The organism is Alterirhizorhabdus solaris (genome assembly GCF_007785815.1).
GTDB classification, from domain to species: domain Bacteria; phylum Pseudomonadota; class Alphaproteobacteria; order Sphingomonadales; family Sphingomonadaceae; genus Alterirhizorhabdus; species Alterirhizorhabdus solaris.
Map to the genome: position 1 here is coordinate 1 of NZ_VNIM01000029.1, position 18380 is coordinate 18380.

The 18380-nt window shown below is 61.3% G+C and carries 19 protein-coding genes; 4 read left to right on the plus strand and 15 right to left on the minus strand.

Going from position 1 to position 18380, the window contains the following annotated elements; all coding sequences use genetic code 11:
• Positions 1-507: 507 nt before the first annotated feature.
• The 6 genes from FOY91_RS08965 to FOY91_RS08995 form a co-directional block, all read right to left on the minus strand.
• Positions 508-1083, minus strand: coding sequence for a hypothetical protein (locus tag FOY91_RS08965; RefSeq protein ID WP_145150254.1), 576 nt, complete (start codon positions 1081-1083; stop codon positions 508-510).
• 66 nt (positions 1084-1149) lie between these two features.
• A complete protein-coding gene (locus FOY91_RS08970; RefSeq protein ID WP_145150257.1) occupies positions 1150-2895 on the minus strand; it encodes a DUF6538 domain-containing protein in 1746 nt (581 codons plus the stop codon).
• A 135-nt stretch (positions 2896-3030) separates the two neighbouring features.
• On the minus strand, positions 3031-4155 hold the full coding sequence (locus FOY91_RS08975) for a tyrosine-type recombinase/integrase (RefSeq protein ID WP_145150260.1): 1125 nt from the start codon (positions 4153-4155) through the stop codon (positions 3031-3033).
• Positions 4156-4327: 172 nt separating this feature from the next.
• Positions 4328-5011, minus strand: a complete 684-nt coding sequence (locus FOY91_RS08985) for a hypothetical protein (protein ID WP_145150267.1) — start codon at positions 5009-5011, stop codon at positions 4328-4330.
• 98 nt (positions 5012-5109) lie between these two features.
• Entirely contained in the window at positions 5110-5397 is a 288-nt protein-coding gene (locus FOY91_RS08990) for a hypothetical protein (protein ID WP_145150270.1), read from the minus strand.
• On the minus strand, positions 5394-5714 hold the full coding sequence (locus FOY91_RS08995) for a hypothetical protein (RefSeq protein WP_145150274.1): 321 nt from the start codon (positions 5712-5714) through the stop codon (positions 5394-5396). The genes FOY91_RS08990 and FOY91_RS08995 overlap by 4 nt, the downstream gene beginning before the upstream one ends.
• Before the next feature lie 407 nt (positions 5715-6121).
• On the opposite strand from FOY91_RS08995, the gene FOY91_RS09000 reads away from it, so the two are divergent.
• Both FOY91_RS09000 and FOY91_RS21650 read left to right on the plus strand, forming a co-directional pair.
• On the plus strand, positions 6122-7024 hold the full coding sequence (locus FOY91_RS09000) for a hypothetical protein (protein ID WP_145150278.1): 903 nt from the start codon (positions 6122-6124) through the stop codon (positions 7022-7024).
• Between the two features lie 62 nt (positions 7025-7086).
• The gene (locus tag FOY91_RS21650) at positions 7087-7248 is read left to right on the plus strand and encodes a hypothetical protein (RefSeq protein ID WP_162527185.1); all 162 of its coding nucleotides are present in this window, start codon (positions 7087-7089) and stop codon (positions 7246-7248) included.
• A gap of 432 nt (positions 7249-7680) precedes the next feature.
• Here FOY91_RS21650 and FOY91_RS09005 read toward each other — a convergent pair whose 3' ends face one another.
• The 8 genes from FOY91_RS09005 to FOY91_RS09040 form a co-directional block, all read right to left on the minus strand.
• Complete coding sequence (locus FOY91_RS09005) at positions 7681-8535, minus strand: hypothetical protein (protein ID WP_145150282.1); 855 nt, start codon at positions 8533-8535, stop codon at positions 7681-7683.
• 113 nt (positions 8536-8648) lie between these two features.
• A complete protein-coding gene (locus tag FOY91_RS09010) occupies positions 8649-8867 on the minus strand; it encodes a hypothetical protein (RefSeq protein WP_145150285.1) in 219 nt (72 codons plus the stop codon).
• Positions 8864-9898 (minus strand): chymotrypsin family serine protease, encoded by a 1035-nt coding sequence (locus FOY91_RS09015; RefSeq protein ID WP_145150288.1) that lies wholly within the window; start codon positions 9896-9898, stop codon positions 8864-8866. The genes FOY91_RS09010 and FOY91_RS09015 overlap by 4 nt, the downstream gene beginning before the upstream one ends.
• A 198-nt stretch (positions 9899-10096) precedes the next feature.
• A complete protein-coding gene (locus FOY91_RS09020; protein WP_145150291.1) occupies positions 10097-10327 on the minus strand; it encodes a hypothetical protein in 231 nt (76 codons plus the stop codon).
• Positions 10328-10392: 65 nt separating this feature from the next.
• On the minus strand, positions 10393-10770 hold the full coding sequence (locus FOY91_RS09025; RefSeq protein WP_145150294.1) for a hypothetical protein: 378 nt from the start codon (positions 10768-10770) through the stop codon (positions 10393-10395).
• Between the two features lie 54 nt (positions 10771-10824).
• Positions 10825-11142 (minus strand): HNH endonuclease signature motif containing protein, encoded by a 318-nt coding sequence (locus tag FOY91_RS09030; RefSeq protein ID WP_145150296.1) that lies wholly within the window; start codon positions 11140-11142, stop codon positions 10825-10827.
• 11 nt (positions 11143-11153) lie between these two features.
• Positions 11154-11462: a hypothetical protein gene (locus FOY91_RS09035; RefSeq protein WP_145150298.1), complete on the minus strand. Its 309-nt coding sequence runs from the start codon at positions 11460-11462 to the stop codon at positions 11154-11156.
• A complete protein-coding gene (locus tag FOY91_RS09040) occupies positions 11459-13573 on the minus strand; it encodes an AAA family ATPase (RefSeq protein WP_145150301.1) in 2115 nt (704 codons plus the stop codon). The genes FOY91_RS09035 and FOY91_RS09040 overlap by 4 nt, the downstream gene beginning before the upstream one ends.
• A gap of 333 nt (positions 13574-13906) precedes the next feature.
• Here FOY91_RS09040 and FOY91_RS09045 point away from each other — a divergent pair, with 333 nt between their 5' ends.
• Positions 13907-15868, plus strand: a complete 1962-nt coding sequence (locus FOY91_RS09045; protein ID WP_145150304.1) for a DUF6538 domain-containing protein — start codon at positions 13907-13909, stop codon at positions 15866-15868.
• 261 nt (positions 15869-16129) lie between these two features.
• Here FOY91_RS09045 and FOY91_RS09050 read toward each other — a convergent pair whose 3' ends face one another.
• Positions 16130-16996 carry a hypothetical protein gene (locus FOY91_RS09050; protein ID WP_145150306.1) on the minus strand — a complete coding sequence of 289 codons (867 nt, stop codon included), beginning with the start codon at positions 16994-16996 and terminating at the stop codon, positions 16130-16132.
• Positions 16997-17572: 576 nt separating this feature from the next.
• Here FOY91_RS09050 and FOY91_RS09055 point away from each other — a divergent pair.
• Positions 17573-18079, plus strand: a complete 507-nt coding sequence (locus FOY91_RS09055) for a hypothetical protein (protein WP_145150309.1) — start codon at positions 17573-17575, stop codon at positions 18077-18079.
• Positions 18080-18380 lie beyond the last annotated feature (301 nt).

Sequence of the window (18380 nt, forward strand, 5' to 3'; positions counted from 1 at the left end):
AACCCGGCGCTTGCTCGCGCCATCATAGATGGCCGCCGGGGCGAGAAAGCGCGGGGTTTGTGCGCCGTCCTTGGAGTGGCGGGCCGCCTTCCTCACAGAGGCAGCGTCGAAATCGGCGCGAAGCGCGATCGGCATGGCAAACTCCAATCCGTTTGCCATGTTGAATCAGGGCGCGCTGACGCTGGCAAGCCCCGCCGAGTCACGATCTCTGAGCCTTGGTATTAGCCGAGCAAGGTGGGCACCCTTTGGATGCCCACCCGAAGCGGCACCTACGCTACGCTCCGGCTTGCTTTATAAGCATCCTGACTGACTGGTGTATATCCCGCCCTGCAGGCATAACCTTCCAATGCATCCCTGAGCGGGGCTGCTTGTGGGGGTCTCACATCGACCCACGCTGTTGGCGCAAGGAGGGCGCGATCGGTGATCGTTCTCCTTCTCGACATCCTCGACGAAATCGTCTCTGGGATGCCGCGAGGCTCCTGCGGCTATATGCCGAAGGCCCTCCTTTCATCGCAGGGTGTTCAAACGTTGTTTCGGATTCAGCGGGTCTAGCGTGTCGTTTAAGCGCCCTGATTCTAGCACCATTTTTTCTGGATGGAAATCTACCGACCAGAAAAAGTCTACTCCTGTCCGCAGTGGGTCCGCATCAGCTCTCGGGACTTCCTTTGTGATGTAATCGATCCAGACTGTCGCCTCGGCGATTGGTTTTACGTGAATTTGCCCGCGCCCGCGAGATAGAGAGTTCCACTTCTCCGAGAGCTTTGCGAAGAAGGTGTCCTCCAGCCGGCACCCCATCCACCGCAGGCTTAAATCCGCTGCTATATGAACATGCGCATTACTCGCCAAATGCTCAGGAAGGCCGAATGCCTGAAAGCGAAAATCGGAGGGGATGTTATCTATCCTCTTTCTACCAAATTTAAGACGATCCACCTCACGACAAAACAATCCAAAGCGTGATCTAAGAACATTGATACTGAGGTCATGTTCGTTCGGATTTAACGTTATGGCATGAGTTGGACCACTGGCCTTGATCCAATCCTTCAGATGAGATCGTCTCTGACGAGATGAAAAGAGGGGTGACACCCCATTCTCCTATCTATTAGCGCGAGGTGTGCCCTTCGCGTCGCATCTTGGCCCTTGGATCTGGTGTCAGCCGCCCGGCGCTGGTGGGGGCGCAGGCAGTTTCAATCCGTCGAAGGTGCAGCCGCGGATCGCCGGATAAGTCTCTTCGATAGGAATGGTGCCGACATACCGGCGGTCCAATTCTGGTTTGGCATGTCCGATGACCTCGTTGATCGTATTGGGGTGAAGGCTAAACCGACTGCTGCCCAACATTGATTTAAACGCTCCGCGCAGCGAGTGAAACGTGACCTCCCGTCGTGCGCCCGGCACAAGCTGATCGCCCAAAACCGCTGGAATTACGGTACGATTAAACGCGCGAATGATCCTAGCGTTCGACCAGGCCGCGTCATCCTTGGCGAAGGAGGCGGACGTCTTCGGGCTTGCCCAGTCCGGGAATACGCGATCCTCGCCCTTGCGATGCAATGCAGCGATATACTCCACAAAGCCCTGAGCAAGCAGGGCGTCCAGAATCGGTACGCAACGTGAGTAGCCGCCCTTGGTGCGCCGGTAATCGTTATCGCGGATGACAATATGCGGGTGAGGGTCATCGAGCCGTACCTCTACTACTCGCAGTCCACCAAGCTCACTAGCGCGACATCCCGTAAACAACGCCAGCATCGGCGCCCAGTACTCTGCGCCGCCTAAGCGGTGGGCGCCAGGCGCGTGCGTCCAGTCGGCCGATTTGCACCCAGTGAACCACGGGTGCGCAAACACCCGGTTGAGCTCGCCTACCGTTAGTGGACGTTTTGCAGGCATCACTGCCTTGTCCGATTTCGAGACGAATGCGTCGACCTTGAAGCCGGTTGCCGGATTAGGTCCGGCAAACATTTCAGTCTCGATCGCATAATTGACGGCGGCTCTTAGCAAGCCGAGTCGCTTCTTTACGCTAGGCGCGGCCATTGGCCTGCTGACGCTGCCATCGGACTTGCCGCCCACTGTCTGACCCGCCAGATGTTCGACATATCGCTTAAAGTCGCTACGGCTGAGCGCGTCGAGCGGCCGATCGCCCACAACGGCGGTAAAGGTTCGAAGGGCGAGGTTCACTTCGGACGTCGTTTTGGGCGGGAAGCTCTTTGCCCCAGCATAGGCAGTAACAACCTCGCTAATTGTTGGGATCGAAGTCGCCGGCTCGGCGACCGACCCCGGAAGGCGAAGTTTGGCTCTACCTGCCAGAAGCTCGTCAACGTCATGATCGCCAGCCAAATAACCTCGCCGGATCGCCGCTACGATGGCGCCAAACGCCTCGCTGCCAGCTGGGGCATCAAAACCGCATCTCTCGATGATTTCACGAGCTTCTCCGGTCGGCGACGGCAAATCGATGCGGCTCGGGTCTTCGAAGCCGGGCGTCTGGATCGCCCCCCGCCGTTCAGAGGCAAATAATTCAAGGAGATGAACCCGATCTTCGAGCAGAGCGGCCGCATCAGCGTCAGCATCAGCGCGAAGGTAGTCACGCCGCCATGACGCGCTTACGGACCGACGCCGCTGGTTCTCGATAGCGGCCAGATCATCATTCGTGACCAGCCTGACTAACCGTACTGAAGACAAGCTGAAAGCCTCTGGCAGGCCGCCACACGCGACCGTCTGCCCGATCAGCGCCTCATATTCGCGTTCGGCCTCTGGCACCATACGACAGGCTTCCACCCTGTCTTTGGTGCGCAATGAAACGCGAAACTGCCGCCGGCCGCCAAGGGCTGCACGATGCTCCTCCGGTATCCAGCGCTCATACCTAAAAACATCCCCGCGCTTAGTCAGGTAGCGTACGTTTGCAGCCATCCCGCCTTGTCTTTCTCTCACACATTCCTCTCACACCAGAACCAGATAGACACCTGACTTGCAAGCATATATGCAATCTCAACGATCTAGATCCTGCCGGTTACTCATCCCGTAGGGGTCACCACCTGCATTGGATTAGGGTTCCTTTTCCGGTGTTTGTGTTGAGTGATTGGCTAACTCGCCAGCACGGTTAGCCAAATCAGCGTTGGACAGACGCCCGATCGCTGCACTTGCGAGCCGCCTCTGGTCGGCGCCTGCCGTGTACGTCGTCACCTCCGCGTCAGCTTTCCAGCCTCCGACGGATTTGATCGACTGCTGGCTCTCGCCGCTTTCCGCCAGCCGCCGCGCCATCGCCTTTCGGAGACCGTGCGAGGTGCATTGCGGCAACCCAGCTTCGTCGCACCACTCGCGCATCTTATTGCCGAACCCGGCGCGGCTGAATGGTTTGCCGTATTCGGTCACGAGGAAGGTCTTGAAGCCGACCCGGTTCATTGCGCTGATCGCGTCCAGCAGCTGAGGCGCCGCCGGCAGCCAGAGGTCGGTCCCGGTCTTCCCCTGCCGATAATTGATCTGACCGTGTTTGAGCTGTTCCGGCCCGAGCAATCTCGCGTCACCGCGCCGCTGGCCAGTCCACAGCATGATTTCCAGCGCGAGCCGTGCTCGTGTCCCTAGCGGGTGGTGAGCCTGGTACTTGCCGATGTCCTCTTCCGACCACGAATAAAACCCCGATGTTTTAGGCGCCTGGACGCGCTCGGCGTCGTCCACCGGGTTCTCCGCAATCCAGTCGAGGCGTTTGGCATACGAGAAGAGCCGGCGGAGCTGCTTTCGCAGGCTCTGAGCGGCGAACGGCCCACCCACGACCCGCCCTCGATCGTTGGTCGCCTTCTTCGCCCGCTCAGCTAACACCGCCTCGATATGCTGCCAGCCAAAGTTGGCCACGAGGTCGTCGGCGAAAGGCTCGCGAAAGCTCTCGATCAAGAGGCGTCGGCGGCGTTGATCGTCCAGGCCGCCCCGGTTGAAGTTAGTCGAACCGTAGTAGCGCGCCACGAGGTCGCCTACCGATCGAGGAATGCACCGTCCTTCCCCAGCGCGGATCGGGGCGCCCGCTTCACAAGCCGCCAGTTCTTCTTTGAACCCCGCCGTGTCGGGCGGATTGCGGAAATAGTAGGTGGCGAAGCCAGTCTTTCGCCACCGCCACCGCAGCTTGCCATGCCGGTCCGTGAAGCTGGAGACGTTTGGATAGCGCCGCTTCCGGGTCACGACCGCAGCAGCCTATCGAGCGGGTTGACGGAAGTCGCCGCCGGAGTGTCGCTGAAAACGAGACGGATCGCACCGTCCGGTCCGATGACGCACTCGCTCGGCCTGAGGCCAGCCTTCACCGCTGCGCGAAGAGCGCGGGTGGCGTCGGCCTGCCTGAAGCGGGCAGCGACCGTCATGCCTCGAAGCTCAACCCGAACAAGCGATCGACCTTATCCGGCTGCTGCGCTCCGCTGATTGCATACGCGACCGCGCGGAGCAGATCTCCGTTCAATTCCGCCGACAGGTTTTTGCCCGTGCGGAACCGCAGCATCTCTTGCTCATAGGCCAAGACGCGCGGATCGTCGGGGGATGTGGGCCGGTTTTTAATCAGGTCGACCATAGCGGGATGAGCGAAGCGGAGGATGATGCCGCCGGCTTCCAGATTACAAGCTGCGGCGCCACGGAACAGGTTGAGCTGAAGCGGCGCCTCGACCGCAAACTTGAAGCCGCGCTTGCGAAGAGCAGCGTCAAACGATCCATCCGCGATCGAGCTGAGCAGCGTCGTGAGGCTGTCCTCTAGTAATGAGCGATCGCCATCGTGCTCTTTACCCCTCCCGCTGCTGCTCTCGCGGGCATTGTTCACGAGGGAGCTGAAGGTCGCTTCGGCGTCAGCGGCCCGCTCGGGATGATCTGTCGCGGCACAAGCGATGAGGAAACGGGAGGCATCGAGGAAAGTCATCTTTGCAGCGCCGCGTCCCCTCCCGGCTTTGGAAACCCGACCCGCTTCCCGAAGCCGCCGAGCGAACAAATTCAACGTCGCCTCGGTATCGACGCGATGTTCGGCGCATATCGCCACGAGGTCGCTCAGCAATGCCATATCGGTGCGATACGCCGTTAAAGATGACAGCGCAACGTTTATCAGCGTAGCGCACCGATAATCATTCTGGTCGAGCTCGCCGCTTCCGCCGCCCTGTCTTACCCGGACGGCAGGCAGTAGAGCCGATCAGCCAAAGCTCGATCGATGCAGAGCCGCAACAGCTCAAGCCGCTGCTGATTGACTGCCGACCAGCGGGCTTCCCTCTTCCGCTTCGCGGTGCCGTTGACCAGCCTCCGCATCAAAGGGAAGAGCTGATCGGAGGCGACTTGATCCACGAAGGACGCGAGCTCGTCCATCGGTCGCGGCAGGATCACCCCGGCGTCATCGGTCGCGAGTGATGGGGGGAAGAACAGTGGTCGACCTACGGCATTGAGGGTCTGTGTCATGCTCGTGCCACCCCTTGCGCCAGACGGCGCACGTCCACCGCCAACGACTCGGCCACCAGCGTGGGCGTCCCAAGGTCGGCAAGGATCACGCGCAGTTTGGTAGCGAAGGCGGACAGGTCCGGCGCAGGCGCCGCCGTGAGCTGCATGGCTGCGCGATCGACTGCATCCCCTACGGCAATCTCGCGCTCGATTGAGGATGAGCATGGAAGCGCATCGCGCGCCGCTGTTGCTTTGGCATACCGTGCCAACGCGAGATTGAAGGTGACGCGATCGGTATTGGCCGGCGTCGGCGCCGGCAGTAGGGCATGTGTAGCCATGATCGTCTCTCCGGGACGGTGGTGGTTAGAGCCAGCGCGAGGTGTAGGAGCCTTGCGTTGGCTCGATATTTCTGGCACACGTTAACTATGACGTCAACCATAAATGGCACACAGAAACGGAAACCAGGGCGGCCTGCGACCGGGGAAAGCCCCCGCGTTCCCGTGCGTCTCACACCTGAGGTTCTTGGGATGCTGGATCTCTACTGCGGCCAAGCCGGCATAAGTCGATCAGATGTTGTCCGTGAAGCAATGATGCTCTGGATACGCAGTTATCGCGATATACTGATCACGTGCGGCGCGGACGAGGCAAGAGTCGACCGACTTAGCGAACATTACAGCCATACTTAGGTTACGCATCCAGTCCGATCAGCTCGCAAGGCCTTGTGCTTCGTCTTTAAGGGTATGGCATGTCCGATATCACCGGTGGTTTGATCGCAGACCTCAATCGACAGAAAAAGCATGCGGAGAATTTGGCAGCACGAGAAAAGGCGGAGCGTGACGGGTTGGACAAGCTGCCAACGATAGCGTCCCTCTGCCTAGCACGGCCTCTTTACGACGCAGTCGAAACGGACAGTCGAGTATATCTAAGGATGCTGCGCGGCGAGCCGGTCCAGTTCGATGCATTTTGTACTGGCTGCGGCACTACGTCCATATTCAAGGACCAGCTTTCTAGAGGTGGTGGCGCTGGATCGTCACAGGCCAACGACTGGATGCTCCAGCCTGGGCAGTTCAACATCATTGTCTTCTGCCAGCGAGCCGGCCACAAGTACACGTTCTGCTTTGACTATCGTGACTCAAAGCTTTTGAAGTTTGGGCAGATGCCCTCGCTTGAGGATGTGGCAGGGCAGGACATTAGAAAGTATGCTCCGCTGTTGCGCGACGGCTATTTCGGCGAGCTAAAGCGAGCAACTGGCCTCGCTAGCCACGGTATCGGCATCGGCTCATTCGTATATCTACGCCGAATCTTTGAGAAGCTTATTAGCGATCATCATACTACCCTTGAAAAAAGCGGGAAAGCTGTAGAGGGCTTTGCGACGTTGCGAATGGAAGACAAAATTGGAGCTTTGAAAGATGTGTTGCCGCCGGCACTGGTAAAGAACAAGGCTGCATACTCGATCCTTAGCAGTGGCATCCACGCCCTCGATGAAGACACCTGTCGCAGTTATTTCCCTGTTGTACGTGCCGCTATTATCGAAATCCTTGAACAGGATTTGCGTGCACGTGAGGAGGCAAAAGCCGCCGCCGCGTTGGAAGTCGAAATCGCGAGACTTGCTGGCGCGGTTAAATCCGCTGCCGGTCCCGTCAAGTGAAGCGAACGGAAGCGGAGCCTGCGATCCGGGCTCTAGTCGGCCAATGGGCAAAGGCGGCTTGCGTGCACGTCGGTTCAGCGGAACAGCCGTCGTTCACCGCCTTCAAGCGCTGGGCCGAAGCTGAGGGCTATGGCAGCTATTTCGTGTTCCGCTCCACCATGGGTGCTTTGGACGACGCGGAACGATGGTTCGACCAAGAGCTGCGGCAGGCCTGGCGCAACTAGGATTTGCTCCGTGCCTCCGCGATCACCGGTCCGGTGTAATACACTGCTACCACCGACCATATCCTGCCCTCGCCCCTCTCGACCTTAAGACGATTGGTCGAGGCCGCCAGGATCATCCTTGCACTGTGCAAGCCTCACACCATTGGCGGGTTAGTAACCTGCTACCATCGGCCATATCCTGCCCTCGCCCCAAGCCCTCGCTTTGGACGGCTCGGGATCGGGCGTGAGGGAAGGAACGGCTTGCACAGTGCAAGACCTGCCGCCCGGATGTTAAAGACTGCTACCACTCAACATATCCTGCCCTCGCCCCCATGAACCGCATATCCCTGCCCTCGCCCCCATGAACCGCATATCCCTGCGCTACGAAGCCTCCGCCGTGAACAGGAACGGCGACTTGAGCTAATGGCTGCAGCTATTCGCGCGCTCGGTTGACTAGCCGCCGATTACGATCCGCTCGGGCTCTGAAGAGTGGCCAGCATGTCGCGATGCCAATTCGAGCAGCAGCAGCAGCCGTTCATAAAGGTCAGTGAAGGTCGACAAGGCATCGTTGCCATCTGGAAGCACCAATTGGACAGTTTGAACGTGCACGTTGTCAGCATTGTGCAAACCGAGTTCCAAGCGCGCGCCCTCCGCCGAACCGATCAGCGGCTCGCGATGCAAGAATTTGTTTCGGTACTCGCCCAATGAGACGAGCCAAGCGTCAGGCTGGGCCGGATCGGCAGCACGTAGCATTTCCCCCAGAACGGGATGCCCGATTACGTCGGAGCGCGCCTGAAGCCCCTTCATGTGGACGAGCTTGGCTAAGGAGTCGATCTTGGCGAGGCCAAGCCGTTCACTGAAGGCCGTGGCAAGATAATCGCGAGCACTAGACATCTCAGACGCGAGCGAATGGAACGCCAAATGCAGGTCAAAGGCCTGAAGGTTGCTATAGCGATGCCCGACCTTCGTGCCTTCCTGGATGGCTTGGTGCAACTGCCCATGATATTGGTCGGAGGCATCACGGAGCCGAATGCCAGCAGCTTGAGCGCTGAAACCGATGTGACGGGCAAGTCGGGCGAAACCATTGTCACCAGCTTTTCCGGCTGCGGTCGCGATCGAGCCCCACATCAACGGTGCAGGCAACACCACACCGGCACCGCCAAGGGGCGTCCACATCCTGGCGGGCAAAGGATCATCCGGCAGGACGATGCTGTCTCCGCCAATGACACGCTGCCCTAAGCGAGCGACGAGGATGCGGAGTTGATCAAGCGGTACTGGCTGCAATAAGCCGATGCCACCGTCAGCCAACAGGGGACCGAGCGACCAGCCTCCCTGTCGCATTGTGGCGCGCAGCCCCCCCGTAATGTGGAGCTGGGAGACCTGCGGAACAGTGCCCCTCCGTGCACCTTCACTCTCCACCGCTAAGCGTGCGGTTCGATGGCTTGTTCGACGAAATCCACGCCGAGGCCGTGCCATTCGCTTACACGTTTCGTCCGGCGAGCGGCAGCCTTATCATATATGAAGACGAGCAGGCGCTGCTTCGGCCGGTGATCATCGACCAGCACAGCCGCTTCCGACGGGCTCAGACGCAGGTGCGTCAGAAGCCCTTGGCTAAGCGTGCTGATCGACTCATGTTTCATACGTTATGGCCTCGTAGCAGCGAGGCCCCCAAGCCACGGAGAACACTCCGGATCGGGATCATATAGCTTATCGAGCCGTCGGTCGCACCAGCGAATATCAAACCGACAGCATGCGCGCCGTCGCCGGTCACCACCAACGATCCGCTATCGCCCCCCATCGAAAAGGGGCCGCCGTCGGTCGCTCTGATTGCCCAAGAGTTCTGGAAGTACACGGTCGATTTGAACCGGTCTGCTGTGTAAGGGATACCCAGCGGCGTAGAAAATCGACCGATTATCTCGCCATAAGTAAGCCCCGTCGTCCGACCGACCTTCTTAACCGCCATGCCGCCGATTGGGTCTGCTACATCTTCTGGCGTATCGTACAATCCCGACCCCTGCATCGATGTGACAAGATCGGGATTTGTGAGGTCGAACAACGCTACATCTAATTCTTGTAGCTGCACCTGGCGCGGATCGCCACTCGCCAACGCCACGAAGGAATGATGCCGACCGATTGCAGTAGGCGCCCGATGATCTGGATCGGCATCGAAAGGCGCCGGACTTAAAATGTGCATGCCAACCCGGGTGTGGTTACAAGCACCGGTCACGTGATTATTGGTCAGGCCGCAAAGCGTGCCATCCCCAAGTGTTACTAGAGCACCCAAGGTGCCCGCACCCCAAACGGATGCCGCCGATAGCGAGCTTCCGCAGGCAATCCGATCATTATGGACAAAGAGCCGCTCGGCAGCGTCCACAGCCGCCTGCGGCAGCACCGGCGGATTCGGTTCGATACCAGCGTGTCCGATGTACTCGACCGGCACACCCTCCAGATACTCAGGGAGTATTTTCTTGGTCGAAGCTGAAATCTGATTCTTCGTTAGAACGACAGCTCTACCTCGCTCATCGTCAACGGCAACGGCAACAACCTTGACGCGCTCAAGAGCCTTCTCTGCCTTCGCTACGTCTTGCTGATCCTCTATCGCCGCGGGCACAGGAAAGACGCGAGTGTCAGTGCCCGCCGGGAGTGGAGGAACTGACAGATCGTCTGCCAACGCGCCGTGTTCTCTAGCCCACGCCAACACGCGCTCTGCCAGCCCTGTTAAATCTTTCCCGTCAGCTGGCATCCACTCACCCCGTTTGTATCTAGCGGGTAGGTAGCCGCATCATGCGTCCAGCTTCAAGCTTGCGAACGCCGGAGGCCACTGTTTGTCATTTCTGTGTTCGTCGCTGGATAGCGCCGTGCTCCGGCGTCAGCGCCGCCGGCCACGAGGCTTGGCAGGCTGACCCGCAGTGCTTGGCAGCCCGAACGTGCGGAGCGCCCATGGCTCTACCGGGCCGGGCTTGTGCGAAGCTATGAACGCGTTACCGAGCCGCGCCCAGGCGTCACGTGCAACAGCGAGGTCGGGCTGATGGTTGCCCGCGATCTCGATCCCGATGCGCGGGAGCGCGCGCAGGAAGTCGAACCCGCTCTTGAACGTCATGCGCCAAGCCTTCAGTTCTGCCGCCGTGTCCGTCTGCGATCGAGCGTAACGTCGTTGTCCCGTCATCATCTCTTCCCTTTGTAGCGCGCCGCGATCGGCGCCGGTGATGGTGGTTCCAGCTCCAAATTGAGGGCCTTAACGGCCGCGATGAAGCCGCTCCGGGCATCCTTTTCTAAGCCGCAAGCCGGGTTGAGCTTGGGGGCGCCGTACCGATCTGTGACGATCTCCCCGCGCTCGGCAATCACGTCCTGCGCCGCGCGCATCCGATCGACGCACTCCGATGCGCAGGTGACAAGCGCCACCCCAGCCGAGTCCTCGACCTGATATTCGTCTGTGACCTGCCGCCAGAACTTGGCGCCGGCCGGCTTCAGATGCGCTGGGGGACGCCTCCGCTTGGGTGGTTTCAACTGCATTTGAGAAAATTCCTCTCGCTGCGCACGCATGGGGCTGTCGGTCCTAGGCAAGCGCCCTCTCCAAAGTTTCGATGGGGGGGCGGGCTATCGCCGGTTCCACGGGTGGTTCGGGTCAGTCGGACGCCCACTCGCATCGACGCCGCCTTTCGGTCGGGCGCTCTGCCCCTTGTCGGCCAGTGTCTTGCGGTCTGAGCAGTCTTGGCAGAGTAGCTGGTAATTGCTGCGATCACCGGTCCCGCCTTGCGCCAAGGGCACCTTGTGATCGGCGATCTTCCCCACTGCCACATGGCCCTGCCGGGTGCATTCCTCGCAAAGGATGACGGTCCGCATCAGGTGGGCGCGCATCTTGTCGTGAGCGGTGCCGTAGCCCCGCGCGTGCCTGCTGGTGGTAGGCCATGCCATCGCGTGCGCTCTCAGCTCGGGTTGATCGTTGCGTGGGGAAACGGCCTACCGTGCTCGGCCGCGTGATCCTGGAAGGCGGCAATCCGTCGTTGCAGCCGGCGGGCTAGTTCATCGCAGAACCGACGCCGCGACGATGGGCTGGCGCAAGATTCGGAGCCTGACACCACACCCGCGACGACACCGACCAGCACGTCCACGATCTCAGCGGACATGAGGAATGCGACCCGCTCGCCGGCTTGCTCCGTCATGGATGCATCGACGATCGCCCGCATGACACCGGCTTCCAGCTTGCCAGTATAGGCTCGATCAAGACGGCTCATTGACCGGCCTCCATGTCATCCCAGCCGGGCACGGGGTCATCAGCGCTTTCACCGGGAGCCAGGATTGTTCTCCTACCGGGCAGCCGCTGCACGACGTTTCCCAACCCTTCTTCAAGGGAGGGTGCGGCAGCCTCCGAAGGGGCCGCACCCTCTACCCCTTTAGGGGTAGGTGTGTGTGGACCGCTATTTCCCGCGCTATCACCCGCACATTCCCCGCTGTCTCCCGCAGGCATTTCCCGCACATTTCCCGCAGGCATTTCCCGCACATTTTCGATCTCCCGCAGACCATACACCGACTTGCGATCGTCGCCCTGCCAGAGCGCCGCGCGCTCGATCCGACCAAGCCTGAACAGCCGATCCATCGCGCCTTCGAACCCCTTCTTCTGGATGCCCTTGGCCTCTGCCATCGATGCGAACACTGTCGGGGCGTAGGACTTGCAGACCTTCTCCGACACGGCACGACGCTGGCGGTTGCGTTCCCGCAAGCAGCGAAGGAACGTCTCGTTCTCAGCATTGCCGACGATGATTGCGCCGATCTCGGCCGCGACATTCGGTGCCATGTCTTCCTCGCGGACAAAGGCCCAGCGGTGCCACCGGAACGCTAGAGCATCGCCGTTGCGGGAGTAGTTCGCCTTGCCCTTGGACAGCAGCCGCGCGTCGGGATCGAGCACGCTGCCATCAGCATCTCGCGGTCGTTCCAAGAAGAGCCTCGATCGCACCTGGTTCTCCCATGCCGTCGAACCGGAGAAGCTATCGCCTGCCTTGTTCGGATGGCCGATCAGTAAGATCGCCGCGCCCGTCTCCGCCGCCAGCCCGTTCAGCAGCGAGAGGAAGGCCGCGACCTGATTGCGGATGTTCTCGTTGCCGCTGAACAGGTGCGCCACGTTGTCGAGCACGATGAAGCTCGCGCGGGTGGCAAGGGCGGTGGCGCGTAGCCGGTCCCATGCCGGGGTGGTGCCCATCCTGCCGAGCGGATCGAAGGTCGACAGCTCGTTGCCGATCCCGCCCGTCAGCGACGCGAGGTGCAGCTTCCCAGAAAGCTGCGGCAGGTTCGCGTCCAAGGCTTCGCAAATCGGCTTCTGGCGGCGGTGCAACTCGTCTGCGTCGTCCTCGCAGGTGAGATAGAGTGCGGTGCCCTGCCGCGTCTCCAGGCCCATGAATGGGTGCCCGAGCGCGATGCAGGCGGCGAGCTGCTGCCCGAGCAGCGATTTGCCCGTGGCACCTGCGCCGGTGAGATACGTCACCTGCCCGACCAGGATCATCTCGTGGAGCGCCCACACGCGTGCTGGCGTTTCCAACTTCGCCCAGGCGGCAGGATCAAGCAGCGGGATAAACCCGGCCGGGGCATCGGCAACCGCCAGCGCGGCAGTCGTTAGGCTCCGCAGCTCGTCCGCAGTGCCAGTCCAGTCAATCACGTCGCCCTTAGGCAGCAAGCCGGGCAGGTCGACGATGACGGCGCGTCCACCGGCCGCCTGGATGCCGTCGCGCGCGCGAACAGCGAAGCCACGTCCTTCATCGTCATTGTCTGGCAGAATTGCCACCGTTCGATCGCGCAGCCACTCGGCATAGTCCTGCCGCCAACCTTTGGCGCCGAACGCGACGGCGGTGGCAGTGAAGCCCCACTCGGCTACCTTGTCGGCCTTGCGCTCGCCCTCCGTGAGATAGACAGGCTCGTCGGGATCGGCTGCCAAGAGGGCCGGCAGACGATAGGACACCCGTTGCGCCTCGCCGAGACCGCTCTTCCATCCGCCGCGACCATCCGGCCGCTCGGCCACAAACCGTTTCCGCTCGCCGCGCTTCTCCTTCCGAACCGTCCGGTAAAGCACCTCGCCATGTTCGTCGGCATAGTCATAGATGCCAGTCACGCGGGTTGGCGGGACACCGCGAGCGCAGGCGCCAAGCGTCTCCGGGATCAAGCCTCGCTGGCGGCATTCGTCCCGAACGACCTTCCAGTCGCCACCGTTGAAGCTATTGAAGAGGACGTCATCCCCCTCCGCGTCCTTCACGGTCATGCCGCGATCGGCTTTGCTATGACCCGGCGACGGAAAGGCACCGTAGTTGCCGTGCCACTCGCCACCAAAGGCGCGCGTGATCTCCTGGGCGCGCGTCATTGATGCGCCTCAGACGAAATGGTATGCAGTTTTAGCCCGCCCGCCTGGTGAGCAATCTCAGCGCTCGATCCGGTTGCCGCCGGGTCGGGCGCTTCGCTTTTCAGGCTTGGCGAAGAGCGAAAAAGGTTAGCCAGCGCTTTCGGGGCGCCTCCTGCAAAAGGAGCCACGAATGGGAGGGTTTGCCAGTGTAAGTGCTTGAACGAGCATGCTTGTTGCAAGCCCGTAGGGGTCACCATCTCCAGGCTAAGTGGCGGAGATCTGCGGAATACTAGCAACATCAATGCTTTGTTAGGCGCCCAGTGCTACAAAAGGGTGCTACACATGGGGCGTCGGATGTCGCATTCCGTTAAGCGTACGAATTCAAAGAATGAGCAATTTCGATTGGTCGTGCCGGCCGACCTGCGCGAAGTGGTCGGCAAGACTGCATGGACCGAAAGTTTGGGCACCACCGACCCAGTTGTCGCGGCGAAGAAGCGCGGCACACTGATCGCCCACTATAAGGCATTGATCCTCAAATTGCGTGAGTCGAACGGACGCCAGGCGGAAGTCGAGGCGGTGACGCTGCTGGTTGGCTCCTTTACCCGATTGGCAACGCTGCGCGGGTCGATGGACGCAGCGGTGGCGCAGCAGCTAAATCTGCTCGCCAACTTCGTCTGCGATTCTTGGCGTGGCTCTGAGGAAGCCGGCCAGCCGCAATGGTGGGGTGATTGGATCGTGCACGAGCCTGCGACCGTCATCGAGGTCGTGCCCTCGATCGATGCGGAGCCCGAGCGTGATCTGTTCCGATTACGCGCCGAGATACTCGAAGGGCGTGGCATCGCCGACGGGCTGGTCTATCAGGAACTGGCGACGATCCTGCTACGGCGACGCGTGTTCCGGCCGATCTGGTTCGCTGTTAGCTACATGTGTTCGATCGAGCCGCGCCTCAATCTCGACGGCGACGCCGTGTATGACGTCGTGGCGGAGGCGTATCTGCGCCAACTAGCCGAGCACCGCTTCGCCAAATGGCCATCGAACATTCATGCCGCGCTCGCGCCGCCTTCGCAGGCGGTCACTTGGGAACCCAGTGTTCCTGAATCACTGCGGGTGCAGAGCAAAACCGCTAAACCCACCCAGCATCAGGGGCTACTCGCCATGCCGCTGAGCGAGGCATGCCGCTATTGGCAGGAACAGCGCCGACCCGGCGCCTCGGCGATCGCTGAAGCGAAGCGTTCGGTGGCGCGCTTCGTCGCACTGTTCGGCGACATGGCGGTAGGTGACATCACCCGCGATCAGGTGATCGAATTCCGCAACCTCGTCTCCGATATCCCACCGCAAACCGAGCTGGCCCAAATTTTGGCGGCGGGACGAACCTTGCGGTTGGTGATCGACGCCGCGCGGGAGGCACGCCGAGTATGGGAGCAGGGCGGACGTCTCGGCCCTGCTCCTGACCGGTTGGCTCCGGGGTCGGTCAAGAAAGATGTCGGAGCGATCAGTTCGATCCTCGGCAAAGTCCAGTCCGACATCGGTCAAGGCGTCAATGTCGCCGCGAATATCGAAATCGCCGGCTATTCCAAGACGCGAAAAGGTCAGAAGCGTCCACGCCTCCCGTTCACTTCGGCGATGATGCAGACGCTGTTCGATTCGCCGCTGTTTACCGGCTGCCTCGGCAAAGGCGATGCCGCCCGCGCCAAGCCAGGGCCACATATCTATCAGGATGAACTCTACTGGTGCCTATTGTTCGGCGTGGTGGGCGGCCCGCGCTTGGGGGAGATCGGCCAGATCGCGCTAAGCGACATTCACGAATGTGACCTGCGCCGAACCTATGGCGGTGACGTCGAGGGTCGCTGCACCTATGTCCACATCACTGGCACGGGCGAGGATCAGCATGTCAAGAACGAGGCGTCTGAGCGCTATGTCGTCATCCACCAGCGGCTGATCGAGCTAGGTTTCGACGCATACGTCGCGCGCCGCCGGACGGCGGGCAACGTCCGATTGTTCGACCTCGAGCCCGACCGCGGAGGCAACTTCGTCAAGGAATTAAGCCGCCGGCTCAACCGCTATCTCGACCGTGTGGTGACGGACGACCCTCGCTACGTATTCCACTCGACCCGGCATGAATTCACCGACCGCGCGGACCTCAGTCAGATGCCAACTCGGGTCGCCAACTCGATCAAGGGGCACGCCAACGCAACCGAGGGCGAAAAGTATGGGTTGGTCTCTATTCTTCATCAATATTTCCACCTTGCCAATCTGAAGGTCGGCTTCATAGACTGGCCGCGCCTTATCGCTGCGGCGCAGGGCTCTGCGGGTTGATACTGCCGGTTGCCGGACACTCACGCGGCGGGCATGGCCGAACTTTAATACGGCACGTTCTGCGGTCCCGTACGGGAGTACGACACATGCGTCATCGGCATGAAGTGACGATCCGGCCGGCGTGCTGATCCAGCGGAGCTTGCGTGCAGAAGTTGTGCTGTTGGATCCTGCACCGACGCCGACGACCCTTGCGATAGCTCGCCGTCGGCGGCAGCCATCTTGTTCAGCCCGCCCGCCACGCGTCTTCGGCTGTGTTGCTCTTTAAAAGGCTTCGCTGTCCTCCGGCCATCCCAAGCCGGCAAGGATGCGATCGTAATCGAACGGCCCCTCCCACGGCTCCCGTCCCTTGGCGTGCGCCGCGCCGCGATACTCGAGACATGTCTGCAGGAGGACGCGCTTCAACACCTTCTTGAAATCGGCTTCGTCTCGCAGGGCATGCAACGTAACCAGGATCAGCTGGGTGTCCACCTGCTGCTGCTTCTGTCGTGCCTCGTCATCCTTGCCCTTCTCGTTGCCCGTCGGACCCGAGATAGCATCCAGCACCGTCCATCCCGCCGCCATGGCAAATTTAGGCGCGACGGACTTGCGAATGGCGGTCAGGAACAAGGTCAGCGCATAAAGCTTCAACCCGTCGGCGACCGCGTCGCGGTCTTGTTTCGCTTCCGCGAGTTGAGCCTCCAGGTCAGCGACCCGCTTCTCCCGCGATTGCAAAAACGTGTGCTGTCTCTTCAGAAATGCGGACGGCTCCTGTGTGCCCTTGCCATGTACCCTGCCGTAATCGTTACCACGAGAGCCCGCCGCCCCCCGAGGGGAGGACGGCTTCAATCGCTCCTCGATTGGACCGTATTGGGTGATCGCGGGCAGATCCACATTCCGCCCGACCGCGAGATCCGCCCACAGGCTGGCGTCGATGGTGTGCGGTATCAACTGCAACAGCAGGTCGTTCACCGCCGTCTGTCGCTCGTCGATGTCCCCGACCCTATTGAGGATGCTTAGCGCATCTTCAAGCACAGCGCTGAGTTGATTTCCGGCCGCCTGCTCAAGATCTGTCACGAGCGGAATGCCTAGGCGCGACCGAAGCTCTTCCAGCAGGCGTTGCACCTCATCTTCCGAAGGGTAGACCTTCATATCTTTTTCCTTGCACCAGCATCCGTCAGGCGAGCGCAGGCCTTCTCAAGCTAAGTGAGACCACGCCGCATTCTTCACGAAAGATGATATCCGAATTTACGTGGGAGTGGCAGGTTCGCCAGACCCCGACATATGAGCCGCCCGAAGGTCGAATGTCGTCCGCCAAGCCACGACAGATGAGACTTATAACCACCCCTAGAAATTTAGGCGCAATACCGTAAAACTGCCGCAGGGGCAGTTTTACTGCGCTACCGCCGCGCTGCGGCTTGACCTGTTGCAGGCCTGCAACAGGCGTCAGGATAATCGAGCGCGACGCGCCCGCGATCCTGACGGTTTGTCGTGGCTGCGCCCCGGGTCCTCCACCGCCTCGTTCGAGTCGGCTCCGGAAGGCAAGGGGTTCAGGACAGGGTCGGCGGCCGGCATGCGGACCGGGCCGATGAGGCGGCAGGAAGAAGGCCGACGGGGCGGGTCGATAAGCCCGTCGCCAGAGATGTCCGGGAAAGCCAGATGCTTCGCTGACGGGTGAGAAAAAGCCCGGGAGAAGAAGCGTCAACACGCTCCTGAAGGACATGCCACTTGAACACCACCATCATGTGCCGGCCGGCTTCGGCCGGCGTTGCCGCCGCGCGCATCGCGCATGTCGTCGCCACGATCCTGACCGGCGAGACAGTTCTGTCGGATACCAGCCTGCCCGGTCGCTATGCCCGGCACGACTGCGTGCTCGTCGTTGCCGTGCCGACCAGCGGCACGATCTCGCACGGGCTGCTCGAGCGGCTGTGCGACGAGCGCGAGGCCGATCTCGTCTGCGCGCGCTTCGATCCGGCCGGTGTCGCGCCGCCCGTGATCACCGTCGGCGTCCGCCTGTCGTGGAAGATGCTCTACCATGGCGGTTTCCAGCTGTGGCTGCCGCGGGGTGACGGCGCCGCCCGCCTGATCCCGCTCGATCCGGCCTCGCCGCTGCATTTCGAGGTCGGTGACGGCCGCATCGAGGCCTGGGCGGACGGGCCGCTCGATGCACGGCAGCGCCGCCGCGGCTGCGATGCGGCGCAGACGCGCTTCCGTCAGCTGGTGGGGGCGCTCTGATGGGCGACTATAACGCAGAGCGGCTGAAGCTGGCGGCCGAGCTCGGCGTCGACATCGCCCACGGCGTCATCCAGTCGGTGCATGCCGGCAAGTGCAACCGGCCGGGCGACGCGATCGCCCGGCGGCTGGCGCTTCATGGATCGATCGAGCCCAACTGCTTCGCGCATGCGGTGCTGCTGCCCAGGCGCGCCTCCGAGCAGCTAACCGACATCGCAGCGCTCGTGCGGCTGTACGAGGCGCAGCTGCTCCCCGAGCAGGTCGATCTGCTGACCAACACCACGCTGCGGTTCGGCGACGAGGT